Annotated in this window: 19 protein-coding genes; 7 read left to right on the top strand and 12 right to left on the bottom strand. The window is 65.5% G+C overall.

The window, feature by feature from the left end:
* Window positions 1–105 precede the first annotated feature (105 nt).
* The 5 genes from BMX78_RS20855 to BMX78_RS20835 form a co-directional block, all read right to left on the bottom strand.
* Window positions 106–729 (bottom strand): LysE family transporter, encoded by a 624-nt coding sequence (locus tag BMX78_RS20855; RefSeq protein ID WP_091423968.1) that lies wholly within the window; start codon window positions 727–729, stop codon window positions 106–108.
* 21 nt (window positions 730–750) lie between these two features.
* Window positions 751–1,143 (bottom strand): type II toxin-antitoxin system VapC family toxin, encoded by a 393-nt coding sequence (locus tag BMX78_RS20850; RefSeq protein ID WP_286139202.1) that lies wholly within the window; start codon window positions 1,141–1,143, stop codon window positions 751–753.
* Window positions 1,140–1,439, bottom strand: coding sequence for a type II toxin-antitoxin system Phd/YefM family antitoxin (locus BMX78_RS20845; RefSeq protein WP_285250008.1), 300 nt, complete (start codon window positions 1,437–1,439; stop codon window positions 1,140–1,142). Before BMX78_RS20845 ends, BMX78_RS20850 begins: the two co-directional genes overlap by 4 nt.
* 83 nt (window positions 1,440–1,522) lie before the next feature.
* On the bottom strand, window positions 1,523–2,341 hold the full coding sequence (locus BMX78_RS20840) for a methyltransferase domain-containing protein (RefSeq protein ID WP_091423963.1): 819 nt from the start codon (window positions 2,339–2,341) through the stop codon (window positions 1,523–1,525).
* 67 nt (window positions 2,342–2,408) lie between these two features.
* A complete protein-coding gene (locus tag BMX78_RS20835) occupies window positions 2,409–2,978 on the bottom strand; it encodes a MarR family winged helix-turn-helix transcriptional regulator (RefSeq protein WP_502686317.1) in 570 nt (189 codons plus the stop codon).
* 201 nt (window positions 2,979–3,179) lie between these two features.
* Here BMX78_RS20835 and BMX78_RS20830 point away from each other — a divergent pair, with 201 nt between their 5' ends.
* From BMX78_RS20830 to BMX78_RS20800, 7 genes are all read left to right on the top strand, one after another.
* A complete protein-coding gene (locus tag BMX78_RS20830) occupies window positions 3,180–5,387 on the top strand; it encodes an MMPL family transporter (RefSeq protein ID WP_091423958.1) in 2,208 nt (735 codons plus the stop codon).
* Between the two features lie 233 nt (window positions 5,388–5,620).
* Entirely contained in the window at window positions 5,621–5,917 is a 297-nt protein-coding gene (locus BMX78_RS20825) for a hypothetical protein (protein ID WP_091423955.1), read from the top strand.
* A gap of 244 nt (window positions 5,918–6,161) precedes the next feature.
* Window positions 6,162–8,036 carry a molecular chaperone DnaK gene (gene dnaK / locus BMX78_RS20820; protein WP_091423953.1) on the top strand — a complete coding sequence of 625 codons (1,875 nt, stop codon included), beginning with the start codon at window positions 6,162–6,164 and terminating at the stop codon, window positions 8,034–8,036.
* A 2-nt stretch (window positions 8,037–8,038) separates the two neighbouring features.
* Window positions 8,039–8,740 carry a nucleotide exchange factor GrpE gene (locus BMX78_RS20815; RefSeq protein ID WP_091423950.1) on the top strand — a complete coding sequence of 234 codons (702 nt, stop codon included), beginning with the start codon at window positions 8,039–8,041 and terminating at the stop codon, window positions 8,738–8,740.
* 317 nt (window positions 8,741–9,057) lie between these two features.
* On the top strand, window positions 9,058–10,032 hold the full coding sequence (locus tag BMX78_RS20810; RefSeq protein WP_170850900.1) for a DnaJ C-terminal domain-containing protein: 975 nt from the start codon (window positions 9,058–9,060) through the stop codon (window positions 10,030–10,032).
* A 20-nt stretch (window positions 10,033–10,052) separates the two neighbouring features.
* Window positions 10,053–10,487: a heat shock protein transcriptional repressor HspR gene (locus tag BMX78_RS20805; RefSeq protein ID WP_091424010.1), complete on the top strand. Its 435-nt coding sequence runs from the start codon at window positions 10,053–10,055 to the stop codon at window positions 10,485–10,487.
* 168 nt (window positions 10,488–10,655) lie between these two features.
* The gene (locus tag BMX78_RS20800; RefSeq protein ID WP_091424007.1) at window positions 10,656–11,042 is read left to right on the top strand and encodes a hypothetical protein; all 387 of its coding nucleotides are present in this window, start codon (window positions 10,656–10,658) and stop codon (window positions 11,040–11,042) included.
* 36 nt (window positions 11,043–11,078) lie between these two features.
* Here BMX78_RS20800 and BMX78_RS20795 read toward each other — a convergent pair whose 3' ends face one another.
* From BMX78_RS20795 to BMX78_RS20765, 7 genes are all read right to left on the bottom strand, one after another.
* Window positions 11,079–12,488 (bottom strand): aldehyde dehydrogenase family protein, encoded by a 1,410-nt coding sequence (locus tag BMX78_RS20795; RefSeq protein ID WP_091423946.1) that lies wholly within the window; start codon window positions 12,486–12,488, stop codon window positions 11,079–11,081.
* A gap of 268 nt (window positions 12,489–12,756) precedes the next feature.
* Window positions 12,757–13,560, bottom strand: a complete 804-nt coding sequence (locus BMX78_RS20790; RefSeq protein WP_170850899.1) for an HpcH/HpaI aldolase family protein — start codon at window positions 13,558–13,560, stop codon at window positions 12,757–12,759.
* Window positions 13,545–14,330, bottom strand: coding sequence for a 2-oxo-hept-4-ene-1,7-dioate hydratase (gene hpaH / locus BMX78_RS20785; protein WP_091423939.1), 786 nt, complete (start codon window positions 14,328–14,330; stop codon window positions 13,545–13,547). Before hpaH ends, BMX78_RS20790 begins: the two co-directional genes overlap by 16 nt.
* Before the next feature lie 2 nt (window positions 14,331–14,332).
* Window positions 14,333–15,412, bottom strand: a complete 1,080-nt coding sequence (gene hpaD / locus BMX78_RS20780) for a 3,4-dihydroxyphenylacetate 2,3-dioxygenase (protein ID WP_091423937.1) — start codon at window positions 15,410–15,412, stop codon at window positions 14,333–14,335.
* A 67-nt stretch (window positions 15,413–15,479) separates the two neighbouring features.
* Window positions 15,480–17,018: a 5-carboxymethyl-2-hydroxymuconate semialdehyde dehydrogenase gene (gene hpaE, locus BMX78_RS20775; RefSeq protein ID WP_091423934.1), complete on the bottom strand. Its 1,539-nt coding sequence runs from the start codon at window positions 17,016–17,018 to the stop codon at window positions 15,480–15,482.
* 59 nt (window positions 17,019–17,077) lie between these two features.
* The gene (locus BMX78_RS20770) at window positions 17,078–17,788 is read right to left on the bottom strand and encodes a GntR family transcriptional regulator (RefSeq protein WP_091423931.1); all 711 of its coding nucleotides are present in this window, start codon (window positions 17,786–17,788) and stop codon (window positions 17,078–17,080) included.
* A complete protein-coding gene (locus BMX78_RS20765) occupies window positions 17,785–19,278 on the bottom strand; it encodes a fumarylacetoacetate hydrolase family protein (protein ID WP_091423927.1) in 1,494 nt (497 codons plus the stop codon). The genes BMX78_RS20770 and BMX78_RS20765 overlap by 4 nt, the downstream gene beginning before the upstream one ends.
* Between the last annotated feature and the right edge of the window lie 75 nt (window positions 19,279–19,353).

The following is a 19,353-nucleotide window of genomic DNA, read 5'->3' as shown; positions in this document are numbered from 1 at the left end:
CTAATGAGCCCTGTTGGCTAGCCGGTGGGTTCATAATGCATGACTATTTTGTAAAGAAACTGTGCTTATCCGTCATCGCCCTGCTGCCGCCTGGCTCAGGGGTGCTCAGTGGAGGAAGGCCAGCAGGATTCCCACGGCGACAAACAGAACGCCGAATGAGCGGTTGAGGACCAGCTGCCCGCGGGCGCTGTGGGTGAACCGCTCAAAGGATCTGGCGGCCGCCGCGAAGAAGAACCACATCACCAGGACGTCGATGGCGACGATCGTTGCCGTCAACACCGCGTACTGGGCCAGGAGGGGTTGTTCGGGGCGGATGAACTGGGGCATAAAGGCCAGGAAGAAGATGATGGCCTTTGGATTCAGCAGGTTTACCCAGAAGCCGCGGCGGAAGATGGACCAGGCGGGCTCGTTCTGAAGGCCGGCGATCTTCTCCTGCTCGAGATCCGGCTTGGCGAGGAATTGCCTGATGCCCAGGTACACCAGGTAGGCAGCGCCTGAATAGCGGATGACATTGAAGGCGATGGGCGAGCTGGCCACGAGGACGCCCACGCCAAGGGCCACGATCACCACATGGATCACCAGTGCTGCCTGCTGGCCGAGGATTCCCCACATGGAGCGCCGGAACCCGGAGTTCAGGGAATTGCTCATGGTGTTGATGGCCCCTGCGCCGGGGGTGAAACTGATCAGGACGCCGGCACCGGCCAGGGTGAGCCACATGGAAAATTGCACCAGCCAAGTTTAGTGCCGCAATCACCAGAGGGTTGCCACGGGTCCGAACGCCTGCAGGTCTTCATCCGCGGTAACGAGGGTAAGCCCCTCCACCATCGCCTGGGCAGCGAGCATTCGGTCGAAGGGATCCTTGTGGTCCCAGTCCAGTTGTCCTGCCGCCAGGGTGTGGGGAGACGAGACGGCGAGTTCGGAAGCGTAGAGGTGGGCAACCTGCCGGCCAAAGCTCGTCACGATTGCCGCTCCAAAGGGCAATTTTCCTTGCCGGTGCTTGGAGGACAGCTCGTAAGCGGTGACCGGGGAGACGAAGACTTGGTTTTCCAGTTTGGTAATGGAACTCCTGGCCTTGGTGGACAGCCTCTTGGGTTCCGCGACCGCCCACAGGAAAACGTGGGTATCCAGGAGCAGCCGCATCATTGAGCGGCACCCATCTCCTCGTCGCTCCAAGGCTCGTAGAACTCGTCAGGAATGTGAAGGGGGCCCAGGAATCCCAGTTCCCGCTTATGGGGGCGTTCGATCTTTACCAGCCGGGCAACAGGCCTTCCTGCTTTGGCAATGACCACGTCCTCGCCGTTTTCCACTTGGTTCAACAGCTCGGACAAACGCGTTTTTGCTTCCTGGACGTTGTACTGTCCCATGTTGACCAAGTCTACTTGGTCAACCTCCACTGTGTACGGTTCTGCCCAGTATTCGTTGTCGCCGTAGTAGCTCATGGGCCGACGATATTCCCGAGGCAGCAACCAGCGGCAGCCCGCAAAGTGGCTATGTGGATATTGGCGCTGGCGCTTGCCGTTACCTAGGCACGCGCGATGACCTCGCCGTTGGGAATCAGGAACCAGCCGTCGTCGGTGGAGCCCCAGCGGTGCCAGCCGGCAGAGATCCTGGCCAGGTCCGCGGGATTGGCGAAGCCGTATTCGAGCGCCTGCTCGGCGAAGGCGGAATGGAGCACCCGCTCGCCCCAGACGCGCGCCTGCCAACGCCGCTGCTGTCCCGTGGCGTAAAGCCAGTTGCTGCTGGTGGGCGCGACGTCTGTGAAGCCTGCTGACTGGGCCCAGCTCACCAGCCGCCGACCGGCGTCGGGCTCTGCTCCGTTCCTGCGCGCGATGCGCTGGTAAAGCTCCATCCACTCATCCAGCTCAGGGATGGCGGGGTACCAGCTCATGCCGTGGAAGTCGGCGTCGCGCACCGCCACAATTCCGCCCGGCTTCGCCACCCGGCGCATCTCCCGCAGCGCCTCCACAGGATCCGTCAGGTGCTGGAGCACCTGGTGGGCGTGGACGACGTCGAACGTTTCGTCTTCGAAGGGGAGGTCGTAGATGTTGCCGGCAACGAATTCGACGTTCGCTACTTCACGCTCGACGGCGAGGGCCTTGGCCTGGGCAATGATGTCCGGCGAGCGGTCCAGGCCGATGACCTTGCCGGGGCTCACCAAGCCAGCGAAATCGCAGGTGATGCTGCCCGGGCCGCAGCCGACGTCGAGCAGGGCAGTTCCGGGGGTGAGGTGCGGCAGGACAAACGCGGCCGAATTCTCGGCGGTCCTGGCGGCATGGGCGCGGACCACCGATTCGTGGTGGCCGTGCGTGTAAACGTCGTCTTCGGGCTGCTGCGCGCTCATAAGCAAACGCTACCCCCAACTGGGTTGCGCTAAGTGTCGTTTTGCCGCGTCAAAACGACACTTGCTGCTACTTACTTGGGTGGGCGGGGGAACTGGGTGCGCCGGACGGTTCTTCCCGGGCCGCCACCGTGGCTTCCACCATCGCGGTCATAAAGCGGGTGACTGTTTCCAGTTCCTCGGGGGAGAAGTGGGCCATCGCGCTGCCCATGTGGCGGGCGAGCGGAGCGAAAATGGCGCCGCCTTCCTCGAAGGCCTTGGGCGTCATCCGGAGGTGGACCTGCCGGCGGTCGGAGCTGTCCCGCTCCCGCACCACGTGTCCCGAGTTGTCCAGCCGATCAATCAGTGCGGTGGTGGCCGGAGAGCTGAGGTTCAGCTCCTTCCGCAGCAGCCCGGGCGTGACGCTGCCCCCGATTGCAGTGTGCCGCATGATGACTGCCAGCGCATTCAGGTCCGTCCGGTGCATGTCCTTCCGCCCGCCCGCCGCGTCCACGTAGCGGTTGGCTTCGAGCGTGAACTCCTGAAGGAGGCGGATCAGCGGGTGGGGGCCGGCGCCGCGGGGCGGTCCCTGAAGCGGTGCGCCCGGCGCGGGCCGGCCCTCGGGAGGTTCGGGCGCGGCGGGAGTCCTGTTGCCAGCCACGTCCACCTCCAGATTCCTTGCCGCACGAGTCATTACCGGGCGAAGCGCCTGCAGCGTCCGGCCGTACTGACGGATATTACTTCAGCCGCGGGAGCGCTCGGGCATCGGCGGCAAAAGAAAAGCTAGGCCAGCACTTATCTCCATGATGGAGATACTCTAGTATGGAATCAATCCTACTCCCGTCGCTGTCCGGAAGGCATCATGAAATCCCATTCCCCGGCCAAAGAGCGCGTGCCATTCTGGCTGCGCTGGCTGGTCCCCGTCATCCTCGTGCTGGCCTGGCTGGCGCTCGCAGGCGCCGGCGGACCCACGTTCGGCCGCCTGGACGAAGTCTCGTCCAACGACCAGGCATCGTTCCTGCCTGCCAGTGCAGAGGCCACCGCGGCCCAGGACTGGCAATCGAAGTTCCGCGATTCGGACGAGGTGCCTGGCGTTATCGTCCTCGAAGGCGACCAGCCCCTAAGTCCCACACAGCTCGCCGGAGCAGCAGCTCTCCGTGCAGAGCTGGAAGGGCTCCAGGCGGGCAGCGCGGTGATCGGGCCTATCCCGTCTGAGGACGGCAGGGCGGTTCAGTTCATCGTCCCGATCAACTCTTCCAAAGAGGTGAAGGAGGTTGTCCAGGAACTGCGGGACACCGTCGCAGAATCAGCCCCGGAGGGCATCAAAACGTATGTCACCGGTCCCGCAGGACTGGCAGCTGACCTCACGGCGGCATTCGCGGGCATCGACGGCATCCTCCTGCTGGTGGCGCTGGGCGCGGTGTTTGTGATCCTGCTGGTGGTGTACCGCTCGCTCTTGCTGCCCATCGTGGTGCTGCTGACCTCCGTGTTCGCGCTTTGTGCGGCCATCCTGCTGGTTTTCGGCATGGCCAAGGCCGGTTGGATCCAGCTCAACGGGCAGAGCCAGGGCATCCTTTCCATCCTGGTGATCGGCGCCGCCACGGACTACGCCCTGCTGTTTGTAGCAAGGTTCCGTGAAGCCTTGACCCGCACCACCAACCGCACCGCTGCCGTGCTGAAAGCCTGGAAGGCCTCCTTCGAGCCCATCCTGGCCTCCGGCGCCACCGTGATCATCGCGCTCCTGTGCCTGCTCTTCTCCGACCTGAACTCCAACAAGGCGCTGGGTCCCGTGGCCGCGGCCGGCATCCTCTGCTCGCTGTTTGCAGCCCTAACCCTGCTTCCCGCCCTGATGGCACTCCTGGGCCGCGCTGCATTTTGGCCGTTCCGGCCCAAGCTCGTCCCCGCGGACCAGCGTGAACCGGAGCTTGTCACCGGGCTCGAAGGCCAGAAAGGGTTGTGGCGTGCTACTGGCTCCCTGGTTTCGCGCCGGCCGCGGGCTGTCTGGGTGGCCTCGGTCCTGCTGCTGGTGGTTGCCGCAGGCGGCCTGCTCCAACTGAAGGCCAACGGTGTTCCGCAGACGGACGTTATCCTCACGGCGTCCAACGCCGTGGACGGCCAGGAGGCGCTGGCGCGCCATTTCGACGCCGGCAGCGGCAGCCCCGCCGTCGTGATTGCGGACCAGGGGAAGGCGCAGGAAGTGCTGGACGCGGTAAAGGCGGCCGACGGCGTGGGCGAGGCTTATCTGCTGGCCCAAGGTTCTGTGCCCATCACCGGAGCCCCGGGAGCTCCCACCGCCCCGGACGTCCGCGACGGAAAGGTGCTGATCAACGCCACACTGAACAACGCAGCGGATTCACTGGAGGCTGAGGAGACGGTTAAGGCTCTTCGCGAAAATGTGAAGTCCGTGGATACCGGCGCGCTCGTGGGTGGCGTGACCGCGACTGCGCTGGATACCAATACCACCGCCCAGCGCGACCTGGTGATCATCATCCCTGTGGTCCTGACCGTGATCCTCCTGATCCTCATGCTGCTGCTGCGCTCGGTTGTGGCGCCGGTCCTGCTGGTGCTCTCGGTGGTGCTGTCCTACGCCGCGGCCATGGGTGTTTCCGCTTTCGTCTTCAACAACATCCTTGGCTTCCCGGGCGCAGATGCCACCGTTCCACTGTTCGGCTTCGTGTTCCTGGTGGCGCTGGGCGTGGACTACAACATCTTCCTGATGAGCCGGGTCCGCGAGGAATCCCTGAAGCACGGCACGCGGCCCGGCATCCTTCGCGGGCTTGGTGTGACCGGGGGCGTGATCACCTCCGCCGGGGTGGTCCTGGCCGCCACGTTCGCGGCGCTGGGGGTCATTCCGATCATGTTCCTGGTGCAGCTCGCGTTCATCGTGGCCTTCGGAGTGCTGCTGGATACCGTCCTGGTGCGCTCGCTGCTGGTCCCCGCCCTTGCTTATGACATCGGTCCGCGGATCTGGTGGCCGGGCAAGCTGGGCCTGCCGGAGCTGGACGCCGCAGCGCAGCGCGACTCCAGCGGCAGTCCCGAAACCGATATTGAAGGCGCCGGACGCCGGTAGTCCCGCTCCCGGCGTCACGCACAGCATGCTTTTGGGCTCCCACCATCGCCGCGGTCCCGGTTTTCCGGGCTCGCGGCGGCGCTGCCGGGCTAAAAGCATGCCGTGCGTGACACGCCTGGCGGAGGGGTGGCCCTGCCTGCAAGCGAGGGAACCAGCCCCTGTTGGCGGAAGTTCGCGCTGATTAGACTGCAAGTGCGCCCGCGTGGACGCGCAACTCAGAGGAGAGATGCACCATGACTGAGAACCCGGAAGTCCCCGGCGAGGAGGCCCGCAGGGGAAGCACGGCCCCCGGCCTGGAAGGCGAGGGCGGGCAGTATGTGGACGGCGACTACGGGGACGCCGGCACTGTGGGCGAGCCTGCCGGGAACCTTCAGGATGCCGAATACCCGGATGGGGACTATGGGGATGCCGGTACCACTGGCGCTGCCCATGAAGCGGATGCTGTCCGCGAGCGGCTCACCGACGGGCAGGTCAACACCACTGCCGAGGAACGCGGCCCCCTGCATGGCGACACTGACAGCGAACGGTAACAGCGGCAGGCAACCCAGCACGAAAGCACCCCGGCGGTTCTCCAAGAGCGAACGGAGGACCGCCGTCGTCCGTTATCTCCGGAATTTCAAGGAAAAGATACCCTTCCGATTTCCTGCCTAAATCAAAGTTGAGCCTACTTCACTCAACTTGGATTGACATCGCTGGCGCCCTGAGTAAAGTTGAGTGCAGAACGCTCAATCATCGGGGCGCCAGCAAGTTTCCAAGGAAAGAAGGAAGCAACACATGTCACGTGCAGTAGGTATTGACCTCGGAACCACTAACTCCGTCGTCTCCGTTCTCGAAGGTGGCGAGCCCACCGTTATTGCCAACGCCGAGGGTGGCCGCACCACGCCGTCCGTCGTTGCATTCTCCAAGTCGGGCGAAGTCCTGGTTGGCGAGATCGCCAAGCGCCAGGCCGTCAACAACATCGAACGCACCATCGCTTCGGTCAAGCGCCACATGGGCACTGACTGGAAGGTGGACATCGATGGCAAGAAGTACACCCCGCAGGAAATTTCCGCGCGTATCCTCATGAAGCTGAAGAACGACGCCGAGTCCTACCTGGGTGAAAAGGTCACCGACGCTGTGATCACCGTTCCCGCGTACTTCAACGACGCCGAGCGCCAGGCCACCAAGGAAGCCGGCGAAATCGCAGGCCTGAACGTCCTGCGCATCGTCAACGAGCCCACCGCGGCGGCTCTCGCCTACGGCCTGGACAAGGGCAAGGAAGACGAACTCATCCTGGTCTTCGACCTCGGTGGCGGTACCTTCGACGTCTCCCTGCTGGAAGTCGGCAAGGACGAAGACAACTTCTCCACCATCCAGGTGCGCGCCACCGCCGGTGACAACCGCCTCGGCGGCGACGACTGGGACCAGCGGGTTGTTGACTACCTGCTGAACCAGCTCAAGGTCAAGGGCATCGACCTGTCCAAGGACAAGATTGCCCTGCAGCGCCTCCGCGAAGCAGCTGAGCAGGCCAAGAAGGAACTCTCTTCCTCCACCAGCACCAACGTCTCGCTCCAGTACCTGTCCGTCACCCCCGACGGCCCGGTCCACCTGGACGAGCAGCTGACCCGCGCCAAGTTCCAGGACCTCACCAAGGACCTGCTGGAGCGCACCAAGAAGCCGTTCCACGATGTGATCAAGGAAGCCGGCATCAAGCTCTCCGACATCAACCACATCGTGCTCGTGGGCGGCTCCACCCGTATGCCCGCCGTCTCCGAACTGGTCAAGGAACTGGCCGGCGGCAAGGAGCCGAACAAGGGCGTGAACCCGGATGAGGTTGTGGCCGTTGGCGCAGCCCTGCAGGCCGGCGTGCTGAAGGGTGAGCGCAAGGACGTCCTGCTGATCGACGTCACACCGCTGTCCCTCGGCATCGAAACCAAGGGTGGCGTGATGACGCACCTGATCGAGCGCAACACCGCGATCCCCACCAAGCGGTCCGAGACCTTCACCACCGCTGACGACAACCAGCCGTCCGTGGCCATCCAGGTCTTCCAGGGCGAACGCGAATTCACCCGCGACAACAAGCCGCTCGGCACGTTCGAACTGACCGGCATCGCCCCGGCTCCTCGCGGCGTTCCCCAGGTTGAGGTCACGTTCGACATCGACGCCAACGGCATCGTCCACGTCTCCGCGAAGGACAAGGGCACCGGCAAGGAACAGTCCATGACCATCACCGGCGGCACCGCGCTCTCCAAGGAAGACATCGACCGTATGGTCCGTGACGCCGAGGAGCACGCTGCCGAGGACAAGGCCCGCCGCGAGGCTACCGACACCCGCAACTCCGCCGAGCAGCTCGCCTACTCCGTAGACAAGCTGATCGCCGACAACGCCGACAAGCTGCCTGAAGAGGTCAAGACCGAGGTCCAGACCGACGTCGACGACCTCAAGAAGGCCCTCGAAGGCACCGACGACGCCGCGGTGAAGTCCGCCTTCGAGAAGCTGCAGGCATCGCAGACCAAGCTGGGCGAGGCCATCTACGCCCAGGCCGGTTCGCCGGACGGTGCCGGTGCTTCGGCAGGTGCTGAAGGCGCTGCCGGTGGTGCTGCAGGTGACAAGGCCGACGAAGATATCGTCGACGCCGAAATCATCGACGAAGACGAAGCGAAGAAGTAACCATGCCGCATCACGGTAACGAGGAAGAGCACAACTCATCCGCGAGCCAGGAGCAGCAGGGCAACGGCCACCAGGAACCGGTCATCCGGGACAACCGCAAGGTTGACCCGGTGACCGGCCAGGCCCGGCACCCCGAGGGCGGTCACGCTGAGGGCAGCCAGTCTGCCCCCGGTACCGGTTCCGAGGACTCCGACGGCGATGCGCTGGCCCAGGCTGAGGAAATCCTCAACGGCGTCGAGGTGCCGGCTGAGGAATCCGTGGCCCAGGGTGTTCCCGCAGGCTCAACCAGCGCCGAGGCAGCCGAGCTGAAGAACGACCTCCTCCGCCTGCAGGCCGAGTACGTCAACTACCGCAAGCGCGTTGAACGCGACCGGGCCGTGGCAGGGGAGATGGCCGTCATCGGCGTCCTGAACTCGCTGCTGCCGGTCCTGGACGATATCGACGCCGCCCGCCAGCACGGTGACCTCACGGACGGACCGTTCGCCGCGATCGCCACCAAGCTGGAGAACGCGCTGAAAACCTACGGCCTGGTACGCATCGATGAGACCGGCGTGGAGTTTGATCCCAACATCCACGAAGCCCTCATCCAGCAGCCCGGCGAGGACCTTGAAGTCGACACCGTCAGCCAGGTGCTCCGGTCCGGCTACAAGTCAGGTGACCGAGTCCTCCGCGCCGCCCAGGTCATCGTGGCTGTTCCGGCTTAGTTTCGAACCCTCCACGCCTCCGCGGATGAGGGGGCCCCGCCCCTACGCGTGGCGGCTTTGGTCCTACGGACAAAGCCGCCACGCTCCGGCAGGCCCGAAGCCACTCCCGGGCCCCCTCATCCGCTCCGGCGTTCGGCGTTCATGTCACCTAAGGTGAGATGATCACAAGCTCGAAGCGCTGCATGGGCCCCGGGAGTGGCATCGGGCCTATCGGAGCCGGGTGGCGTGGGATCGCAGATCCCAGGCCACCCGGCGTAGGGGCGGGGGCCCATGCAGCGCGTAGAGCTTTAGCAAGTACACACTGAAAGGAAACGCCATTGGCTAGCCAGGATTGGGTGGACAAGGACTTTTATAAGATCCTTGGTGTTGCCAAGGACGCTTCCGACGCCGACATCAAGAAGGCCTACCGGAAGCTTGCGCGGCAGCACCACCCTGATACCAACTCGGGGAACACTGCTTCCGAGAAGAAGTTCAAGGACATCTCCGAGGCTTACTCCGTACTTTCCGATCCCGACGAGCGGCAGCAGTATGACGCCATCCGGGCGATGGGCGGCGGAGCCCGCTTCGCCCCCGGCGGCGCCGGTGCGGGCAACGGCGGGTTCGAGGACCTGTTCGGCGGCCTCTTCACTGGCAACACCGGAAGGCATGCAGGCGGCTTCAACCCGTCCGCCGGCGGCATTCCACCCGAGTTCGCCGACCTGTTCGGTGGCGGCTTCGGTGGCTCTCCCGGTTTCCAGCGCGCCCCGCAGAAGGGTGCGGACCGGACCGCGTCCACCAGCATCTCGTTTGCCGGATCCATCCGCGGCACCACCATCGGGCTGCGCGAGCCCAGCGGCGACGTCATCGATGTCCGCGTCCCTGCCGGCATCAAGGACGGCCAGAAGGTCCGGGTGCGCGGCAAGGGCCAGCCCGGTCCTGCCGGCAACGGCGACCTGGTGGTGACCGTCTCGGTCCAGCCGCACGCGTTCTACACGCGCGACGGCGATAACCTCCGCATCCACGTCCCGGTCACCTTCCCGGAGGCTGCCCTGGGCGCCGACATCGAAGTGCCCACCATCGAGGGCGAAAAGGTGCGGGTCCGCGTACCGGCAGGGACGCCGTCGGGCCGTACCCTGCGGGTGAAGGGCAAAGGCGTGAAGACGTCCAAGGGGACCGGCGACCTGCTGGTGACCATCGACGTCGCGGTCCCCAAGAACCTGAACAAGGACGCCGAAGCCGCGGTCAAGGCGTTTGCTGAGGCCACCGCCGATGCCGACGTCCGAGAGGGCCTGGCCGCCAAGGCCCGGCTATAGCAACGGGGTGAGCCGTGGACATCAACGCCGCGAACATCAACTCAGACCAGCCGATCTTTGTCATCTCGGTAGCGGCTGAACTGGCGGACATGCACCCCCAGACGCTCCGCCAGTACGACCGGCTGGGCATCGTTTCGCCCAGCCGCGCGCCTGGCAAGTCCCGCCGGTACTCCCAGCGGGATGTCAACATGCTGCGCGAGGTGCAGCGGCTTTCCCAGGAAGGCGTCTCACTCGAAGGCATCAAACGGATCCTGGAACTCGAAAACCAGGTAGCAGCCCTGCAGCGCCGGGTCTCGGAACTCTCCGAGGAACTCAGCCGCCGCCCACAGCCATTCGATTCCCGGATCTTCGCGGCAGGCGCTGCGGGAGACGTGGTCAGCCTGGCCCGCGGGCAGCGCCCCCGGCCACGGTCCCAGGCCATGGTGCTCTGGCGGCCGCGGGCGATTGGCCAGTAGGTACCGCTTTATACGTGCCGGCTGAAATTCGAGTACCCACTACTCGTGACGCTTTTACCCCCGGAAACTTGAATGGAACCACTGCCGCTGGATCAGCAGCAGTGGTTCCACGTTTCTGGGGGTTTTTATGTTTGGTTCTCAAAGCAAGGCCCGGCCGTGAGCCCGGGCATGGAAGCCGTGGCAGCATTCAGCGGCTCGATCCCGGGCCAGATCCTGCTGGCACTCGGCCAGACGGTGGTGGTGGTGTGCGTGTGCTTCGACATGGTGCGTGCCCTGTCCGTGCCGCGGTCCCACCGGCGATATGTGGCGAGCACGGTTTTCCGGACACTTGCCGTTCCTTCCATCATTGCCAACGGTGTGACGGTCCTGATTGCCCTGGTGCTCGCGTCCTGGATTGATGTGGTGATGGGGATGTTCGTGCTGATGGCCATCATTTTCCGCCTGCATCACGACAAGGATGAGGACAACTGGTGGAAGGGCAAGGGCAAGAAGCTCGCCCGCTGGGCCCGCCGCCAGCTTTCGGGCCGGACCGCCGCGGCCCCTGCCATGGGGTAAGCCGGCTGGATTAGCCCATGGGGCGGCGGCAGGGGTTCAGCCGTTGATGACCTGCGGCACGCCGAGGGCTTTGAGGCCTTCGACGCCGAACTCGAGGCCGTAGCCGGACTGTTTGGCGCCGCCGAACGGGATCCGCGGGTCCACTGCGCCGTGCTTGTTGATCCAGACGGTGCCGGCCTGGAGGCGTGCTGCAACTTCGCGGGCAGTGTCGCGGTTGGCGGACCAGACGGAGGCGCCGAGTCCGACGTCGAGCGCGTTCGCCTTCTCCACGGCTTCGTCCACTGTGTCGTAGCGGATGATGGGCAGGGCGGGGCCGAACTGTTCCTCAGTCACGAGCGGATTGTTGTTGTCGATGTCCGCCACGAGGGTGGTGGGGTAGAAGTAGCCGGGCTGGCTGGTGTCAGGGTTTCCGCCGAGAAGGATGCGGGCTCCGGAAGCCCTGGCCGCGTCCACGAGGTTCGCGACGACGTCGTACTGGGCCTTGTTCTGCAGCGGTCCCAGGACGTTGTTTTCGTCCAGGCCGTTGCCCATGGGCATGGCTGCGGCGACCTTGGTGAGTTCTTCACAGACGGCGTCGTAGATATCGGTGTGGACGTAGAGGCGCTTGAGGGCGGCGCAGGTCTGGCCGGTGTTGATGAAGGCGCCCCAGAAGAGGTCCTGTGCGATGGCTGGGGGGTCGGCGTCGGGGAGGACAATTCCGGCGTCGTTTCCGCCCAGTTCCAGGGTGAGGCGCTTCACGGTGTCCGCGGAGGATTTGATGATGGCCTTGCCGGTGGCTGTGGAGCCGGTGAACATGATCTTGCCGATGGCCGGGTGTTCGGCCAGCCGGGCGCCAACGTCACGCCCTCCGCTGACGACCGTGAGCAGTCCTTCGGGCAGTTCTTCGTTGATGACCTTCGCGAGTGCCAGGACACTGAGCGGTGTGTACTCGGAGGGCTTGACCACCACCGCGTTGCCCATGCGCAGGGCAGGTGCGATCTGCCAGACGGTGATCATCATGGGCCAGTTCCACGGGCCGATGGCGCCCACGACGCCGATGGGCTTGTAGTGCAGCTCGGCGTGGGTTTCGCCGTCGTCCACCACCGTCTCCGGTTCCATAGGGGTGGTGGCGGCGACGCGCAGCCAGGCGGCGCAGGCGCCCACTTCGAAGCGGGCGTTGGGGCCGTTGAGTGGTTTGCCCTGCTCGCGGGAGAGCAGGCGGGCGAGCTCTTCGGCGGAGCGTTCGACGGCGTCGGCTGCCTTCAGGAGTGCGGCGGACCGGGCGTCGTGTCCCAAGGCAGCCCAGGCGGGCTGGGCTGCCTGGGCTGCGGCAATTGCCTGTTCCAGGTCTTCGACGGAGTGGATAGGTGCCTCGTCCACGGCTTCACCCGTGGCCGGGTCCAGGATGGTACGGCCGGTGCCGGATGCGGGAGATATGGACGCCAGAAGGGCATCGTAAGTTTCCATGGGGTACTCCACTTCGAGTAGTCAGGCGCTTGCCGGATGGCCGGCGGGTTGCTCCCAGTCTGGGTGACCGCCTGCCGCGGGCTCTTGTGTTTGTGCGCAGAGCCCTTGTCCGGGAGCGAACGCCGTGTCACGCCAGGCATGTTTTCGCGGGACGCGCCACGGCAGGACCCCCGGTTTCCGGGATCCCGCCGTCCGAGGTGGGCCGAAAGCATGCCCTGCGTGACGCCGTCGGACGCCTTCCCGCCTACGCTGCTCGGAAGCGGTGGCGTCAGTAGCTGGCGGGGGTGCCGCCGTCAGCGGGCTGGATGAACTGCTTGGCGAGGGCTTCGGAGCCCCGGGCGAGGAGGGCGACGTCGGCCCCCACCAGGATGAAGTTGGCGCCGTTGTTGAGGTAGTGCCGGGCGGTGTCGGGGTTGAAGGCGTTGACGCCGGCGGGTTTGCCGGCGGCTTTCGCGGCGGTGAGGCAGTGTTCGACGGCGGCGCGCACCTCGGGGTGTTCCTGCTGTCCGAGCAGGCCCATGGACGCGGCGAGGTCGGAGGGTCCGACGAAGACGGCATCGACGCCGTCGACTTTGAGGATGTCCGCCACGGCATCCACTGCCGCCGTCGACTCAATCTGGACGGTGACGCTGATCGTTTCGTTGGCACGGTTGAGGTAGTCGGGGATCCGGTTCCAGCGGGCGGCGCGGGCCAGCGCGGAGCCGACCCCGCGGACACCCTGGGGCGGGTAGCGGGTGGCCGCGACCGCGGCCTCCGCCTCTGCCACGGAGTTGACCATGGGGATGAGCAGGTTCTGGACGCCGAGGTCCAGGTACTGCTTGATCAGCACGGTGTCGTTGACGGGTGGCCTTACCAGGGTGTGGACGGGGTAGGCGTGGGTGGCCTGGAGTTGGGCGAGGATGGATTCGAGGCCGTTGGGGCTGTGCTCGGCGTCGATCAGCAGCCAGTCCAGGCCGGATCCGGCGCAGAGTTCGGCGATCAGCGGGCTGCCGGAGCAGACCCACATCCCGGCCAGTGGGCGTTTGGCTTCAGCCAAAGCGTCCCGGAAGGTGTTCTCTAGTGGAATCGGCATGTGACACTCCCGAGGGGTCCGTAGTCGGCGTGGACGGTATCGCCCTTGTAGACCCAGAGAGGGCGGGTGAAGGACCCGGCGAGGATGATGTCCCCGGCTTTCAGTGAGTCGCCGTGGGCGGCGATTTTGTTGGCCAGCCAGTGGACGCCGTTGGCGGGGTGGTCCAGGACGCCGGCGGCCACGCCGGTTTCCTCCACGGTCTGGTTCTTGTACAGGATGGCCGAAACCCAGCGGAGGTCCACCGCGTCCGGTTTCACGGGGCTGCCGCCGATCACCATGGCGCCCATGGCCGCGTTGTCCGAAATGGTGTCCACGATGGTCCGGCCCTCCATCTCAATCCGCGAGTCCAGGATTTCGAGGGCCGGGACCACATAGTCGGTGGCTTTCAGGACATCGAAGATGGTGACGCCCGGGCCCTTGAGCCCGTCCTTGAGCACAAACGCCAGTTCCACCTCAACCCGCGGATGCGTGTACTGGTCCCACTCAACGGAGCAGCCGGTTTCGAGGACCATGTCATCGAAGATGGCGCCGTAGTCCGGTTCGGTGATGCCGGTGGCGTCCTGCATGGCCTTGGACGTGAGGCCGATCTTGCGCCCCACCAGGGTCCGGCCGGCTTCCTCGTTCCTGCGCCGCCACAACTGCTGCACCGCGTAGGAGTCCTCCACGGTCATGTGCGGGTAGCGGGCCGTCAGCCGGGGAACCGGCGTCCTGGTGCGGCCGGCTTCCAGCAGTTCGTCCGCGATGGCCTCGATCGTCTTGGCATCCAGCATGGTTACAGCTGCGCTCCGAGCTTGAAGCCCTCAGCCCCGGCTGCTTCGGTGGGCCGGGTGTAGGAGAAGCCGTCGGCGCCGACGGTGACTGCCATTTCGGTTTTTTCCTCGCGTTCGATGACGGGCTGGGGGTTGCCGTCGAGGTCCAGGACGAGGGAGGCTTCGGTGTACCAGGAGGGGACCACGGGGTTGCCCCACCAGTCGCGGCGCTGGTTGTCGTGGACGTCCCAGGTGATGGTGGGGTTGTCGGGGTCGCCGGTGTAGTAGTCCTGGGTGTAGATCTCGATGCGGTGCCCGTCCGGGTCCAGGATGTAGAGGTAGAAGGCGTTGGATACGCCGTGCCGGCCGGGGCCGCGTTCGATCCGGTCGCTGATGCGCAGGGCACCCATTTTGTCGCAGATCTGGATGATGTTGTGCTTCTCGTGGGTGGCGAACGCGACGTGGTGCATCCGCGGTCCATTGCCGCCGGTCAGCGCGGTGTCGTGAACGGTCTGCTTGCGGTGCATCCACGCGGCGTAAGTGACGCCGTCGGAATCCTTGATGTCTTCGGAGACGCGGAAGCCCAGGTCTTCGAGGTAGGCGCGGCCACGGGGGACGTCCGGGGTGACCTGGTTGAAGTGGTCCAGGCGGACCAGTTCCCCGGCTGAGTAGAGATCGTAGCGCTGGGTAAGGCGCTCCACATGCTCCACCTCGTAGAAGAACTCGTACGGGAAGCCCAGCGGGTCCTCAACGCGGACCGAGTCGCCGACGCCCTTGGTAAAGCCTTCCTTGCGCCGCTCAACCCGGCAGCCGAGCTCGCGGTAGTAGGCCTCGGCGGCGTCCACCTCGGCGGGGGACTTGACCCGGTAGGCGAACGCGGCGACGGCGGCGACGGGTCCCTTGCGGAGCACCAGGTTGTGGTGGATGAACTCCTCCAGGGAGCGCAGGTAGATGGCGTTTTCGTCTTCTTCGGTGACGTGCAGTCCGAGGACGTCGACGTAGAACTCGCGGGATTTGGCGAGGTCGGTGACCACGATGTCCATGTAGGCGCAGCGGACGATGTCCGGTGCCGGGACAGTGGGGGTGGGGACGAAGTTGGTCATGATGGTCTCTCTTCTTTGAAAGGGTTCGGATAAGTACGACGGCGGCAGCCGGGCTGGGTGCCGGAACCTAGCCTTCGTTGGCGGCGGAGGTTTCGATGCTGCCGAACTTGGGGGTGTGGACAGAGCCGAGGGTGATGTGGACGGCCTGCTGGTCGGTGTAGAAGTCGATGGAGCGGTAGCCGCCCTCGTGGCCCAGGCCGGAGGCTTTGACGCCGCCGAAGGGGGTGCGCAGGTCGCGGACGTTGTGGCTGTTCAGCCACACCATGCCGGCTTCGACGTTCTGGGAGAAGTTGTGGGCCCGGGTCAGGTTTTGGGTCCAGATGTAGGCGGCGAGGCCGTACTTGGTGTTGTTGGCCAGGGCGAGGGCTTCGTCGTCGTTCTCGAACGGGGTGATCGCGACGACGGGGCCGAAGATTTCCTCCTGGAAGATCCGGGCGTCGGGGGCGACGTCGGCGAACACGGTGGGTGCGATGTAGTTGCCTTCGGGGAGGTGTTCGGGGCGGCCGCCACCGGCCAGGAGCCGGCCTTCGGACTTGCCGATCTCCACGTAGGAGGCCACTTTTTCGTAGTGCTCCGGGTGGACCAGGGCGCCCACCTGGGTCTTGGGATCGTGCGGGTCGCCGACCACGATGTTCCTGGCCCGGGCGGCGTACTTTTCGCAGAACTCGTCGTAGATGGCCCGTTCGACGAGGATGCGGGAGCCGGCGGTGCAGCGTTCGCCGTTGAGGGAGAAGACCCCGAACAGGGCCGAATCGATCGCGGCGTCCAGGTCGGCGTCGGCGAACACCACGCAGGGGGACTTGCCGCCCAGCTCCATGGACAGGCCCTTGAGGTTGGCCGCGGCGTTGCGGAAGATCGTCTGGCCCGTCGTGGTTTCGCCGGTGAAGGAGATCAGCGGGACGTCCGGGTGCTTGACCAGGGCGTCGCCCGCTTCCTCGCCCAGGCCGTTGACCAGGTTGAAGACACCGTCCGGGAGGCCGGCTTCCTTGAAGATGGTGGCCCACAGCGAGGCCGAGAGCGGGGTGAATTCGGCGGGCTTGAGGACCACGGTGTTGCCGGTGGCCAGGGCGGGGGCGAGCTTCCAGGACTCGAGCATGAACGGGGTGTTCCACGGCGTGATCAGGCCTGCGACGCCGATCGGCTTGCGGTTCACGTAGTTGATCTGTGAGCCGGGGACCTTCATGGCGTCATCGAACTGGGCCACGATCAGGTCCGCGAAGAACCGGAAGTTCTCCGCCGCCCGGAGGGCCTGGCCCTTGGCCTGGGTGATCGGCAGGCCGGTGTCGAAGGTTTCGAGTTCGGCGAGCCGGGCTTCCTGCGCCTCGACCGCGTCTGCGATCTTATTAAGAATGCGGGCACGTTCGCGGGGCTTCATCTTCGGCCACGGGCCGTTGACAAAGGCTTCGCGGGCGGCCGCCACGGCCAGATCGATGTCCTCTTTCTGGCCGGCCGCGGCGGTGGCGTAGTTCCGGTTGGATACAGGATCCAGCACATCAAAGGTCTTGCCGCCCACGGAGTCGACGAACTGGCCGTTGATGAAGTGCTGGATATGGGTGGGAAGGTCCTGCGGCACGTAGTGCTTGGCGGTTTCTGCAGAGGTCGTCATCGTTGAAGTCCTTACTGTGGTTGAGAGCAACGCGGGGTCACTTTTGGCCCATTGGAGGCCTAATATTGGGCGTTTACTGACCCCGCGTTGCGTTCGGATGGGGATGCTTGGGCGAGGTAGGCGTCCAGGGTGGCGGAGCGGTGCAGGCGGGCTGCTTTTTCGATCGAGTCGGGGTCGGCTCCGGTTTCGATCAGCTTCAGGAGTGCCTCGTGTTCGTCTACGGAGTCGTGGGCGCGGCCGGGGACGAAGCGGAAGGTGGAGGACCGTAGTGCTGCGAGCCGGTTCCAGCCGCGGTGCACGAGGTCCAGGATGTGCGGGTTGGGGCAGTGTTCGAACAGGACGCTGTGGAAGTCCTGGTTGAGCCGGGTGAAGCGGACGGGGTCGAAGTGCTCCAGGCATTCGCGCATCTCCTCGTTCACGGCGCGGGCCCGGGCAATCGCCACGGAATCGATCAGCGGTGCGGATAACGCTGTGGCGGCGCCTTCCACGATGCTGAGGGTCTGCATGGTGTAGAGGTATTCGGTGGGGTCGATCCCGGCCACGGTGGCCCCGACGTTGCGTTCGAACGTCACCAGGCCCTCGGCCTCCAGCCGGCGGATGGCTTCGCGGACCGGGACCACGCTGAATCCGAGGTCTTTGGCGATGCTGCCCAGGACCAGGCGGTACCCGGGGGTGTAGGTGCCTTCGATGATCCGGGCTTTGACGGCCTGGTAGGCCTGTTCGGACTTGCTGCCGGGGGCAGCGGTAAGCTCAGCCACAGTCTCAGTCATGAGGGTTGCCTGCCTTCCATTTCTTCCCACTCCAAGTACCTGGCCTGCCATTCGGCGTTCATGGGGTAGAGGCCGTCCACGCTGTTGCCCTGCTTGACCATTTCGAAGATGAAGGTTTCTTCCTGCTCCTGGGTGATGCAGTCCTCCACGAGTTCTTGGGCGATGGCCGGCGGGATCACCAGGATGCCGTCGGAGTCGGCCACGATGATGTCGCCGGGCTGGACGGTGGCGCCGCCGCAGGCGATGGTGATGTCGGTGTCCCAGGGGATGTGGCGGCGGCCCAGTACAGCGGGGTGCGGGTTGGCGAAATAGGTGGGCATGTCCAGGCCGGCCACGGCGGTGAAGTCGCGGACGCCGCCGTCGGTGATGATGGCCGCGGCGCCGCGGACCTGGGCGCGCAGGGCCAGGATGTCGCCCACGGTGCCGGTGCCTTTTTCGCCGCGGGCTTCCATGACCAGGATTTCGCCTTCGTTGACGGAGTCGATGGCCTGCTTCTGGGCGTTGAACCCGCCGCCGTGGGTCTTGAAGAGGTCCTCGCGGTTGGGGACGTAGCGCAGGGTCCGGGCCAGGCCCACGACGCGGCGGTCCGGGCGGGTGGACTGCAGCCCGTCGATGCTGACGTTATTAAGGCCGCGCTTGCGCAGCTGCGACGACAGGGTGGCTGTGGCCACGGACTCCAGCTTTGCTTTCAGCTCCGGGGAGAGGGAAGGCGCGACGGCGGCCGCCGCCTCCGTTTCTTCGACCGCCGGGAGGCCGGCGGCTTCGCGTGAACCCCATGCCTCCTCCCTTTGCAGGTCATCAACCTTCGGTCCGGCACCAAAGTCCGCGAACGGCGTCGTGCCTTCCTCCACCCGGGTGACCAGGCGGCCGGTGGTGAGGCCACCTGCGGATACTTCCACCTCGAGGACGTCACCCGGCCTGGCGACGGAGGCGCCGGCGGGGGTGCCGGTGAGGATGATGTCCCCCTCCTCGAGGGTGAGCAGCTGGGACAGATCGGCGACCAGGCGGGCGAACGGGAAGAGCAGGTCCTCGGTGGTGTCGTCCTGGACGAGCTGCCCGTTGTGCCAGGTGCGGATGCGCAGGCCGGCGGGGTCGACGGCGTCTGCCGGGATCAGTGCCGGGCCCACGGGTGTGAACCCGTCGCCGCCCTTGGACCGGAGGTTCGAGCCCTTGTCCGCCCAGCGAAGGTCGTACACACCAAGATCATTGCTGGCCGTAACAGCGGCGACATGGCTCCATGCGTCATCGATCCCGACGCGGCGGGCCGCCTTGCCGATGACCAGGGCAATCTCGCCCTCGTAGCCCAGCAGTTCACAGCCCGCGGGACGTTCGACGGCGTTCCCGGTCAGGGAAAGCGACGACGACGGCTTGAGGAAATAGGACGGCTGGGCCGGCGTGCGTCCCCGCTGCGCAGCACGGCTGGGGTAGTTGATATGCACCGCGATCACCTTCCGTGCCGCGGCGAGGGTGTCCCCGTTGACCTGCTCCAAAGCATCTCCTACTGAAGTACGAAATCGTATACGATCACTTTCACGCTCCGACCCGGCGTTTGTCAAGCCTGGCAC

Source organism: Arthrobacter sp. OV608 (assembly GCA_900110595.1).
Classification (GTDB): domain Bacteria; phylum Actinomycetota; class Actinomycetes; order Actinomycetales; family Micrococcaceae; genus Arthrobacter.
Note: the sequence above shows the minus strand (reverse complement) of the source record. Positions and strands in the feature narration are given on the sequence as shown.

Excerpts from the sequence above, each read along its gene's own strand:
- BMX78_RS20795 (WP_091423946.1), bottom strand. The coding sequence starts at position 12,488 with ATGGAAACTTACGATGCCCTTCTGGCGTCCATATCTCCCGCATCCGGC.
- hpaH (WP_091423939.1), bottom strand. The coding sequence starts at position 14,330 with ATGCTGGATGCCAAGACGATCGAGGCCATCGCGGACGAACTGCTGGAA.
- BMX78_RS20850 (WP_286139202.1), bottom strand. The coding sequence starts at position 1,143 with ATGATGCGGCTGCTCCTGGATACCCACGTTTTCCTGTGGGCGGTCGCG.
- BMX78_RS20830 (WP_091423958.1), top strand. The coding sequence starts at position 3,180 with ATGAAATCCCATTCCCCGGCCAAAGAGCGCGTGCCATTCTGGCTGCGC.
- dnaK (WP_091423953.1), top strand. The coding sequence starts at position 6,162 with ATGTCACGTGCAGTAGGTATTGACCTCGGAACCACTAACTCCGTCGTC.
- BMX78_RS20840 (WP_091423963.1), bottom strand. The coding sequence starts at position 2,341 with ATGAGCGCGCAGCAGCCCGAAGACGACGTTTACACGCACGGCCACCAC.
- BMX78_RS20770 (WP_091423931.1), bottom strand. The coding sequence starts at position 17,788 with ATGACTGAGACTGTGGCTGAGCTTACCGCTGCCCCCGGCAGCAAGTCC.
- BMX78_RS20800 (WP_091424007.1), top strand. The coding sequence starts at position 10,656 with ATGGAAGCCGTGGCAGCATTCAGCGGCTCGATCCCGGGCCAGATCCTG.
- BMX78_RS20825 (WP_091423955.1), top strand. The coding sequence starts at position 5,621 with ATGACTGAGAACCCGGAAGTCCCCGGCGAGGAGGCCCGCAGGGGAAGC.
- BMX78_RS20790 (WP_170850899.1), bottom strand. The coding sequence starts at position 13,560 with ATGCCGATTCCACTAGAGAACACCTTCCGGGACGCTTTGGCTGAAGCC.
- hpaD (WP_091423937.1), bottom strand. The coding sequence starts at position 15,412 with ATGACCAACTTCGTCCCCACCCCCACTGTCCCGGCACCGGACATCGTC.
- hpaE (WP_091423934.1), bottom strand. The coding sequence starts at position 17,018 with ATGACGACCTCTGCAGAAACCGCCAAGCACTACGTGCCGCAGGACCTT.
- BMX78_RS20845 (WP_285250008.1), bottom strand. The coding sequence starts at position 1,439 with ATGAGCTACTACGGCGACAACGAATACTGGGCAGAACCGTACACAGTG.
- BMX78_RS20815 (WP_091423950.1), top strand. The coding sequence starts at position 8,039 with ATGCCGCATCACGGTAACGAGGAAGAGCACAACTCATCCGCGAGCCAG.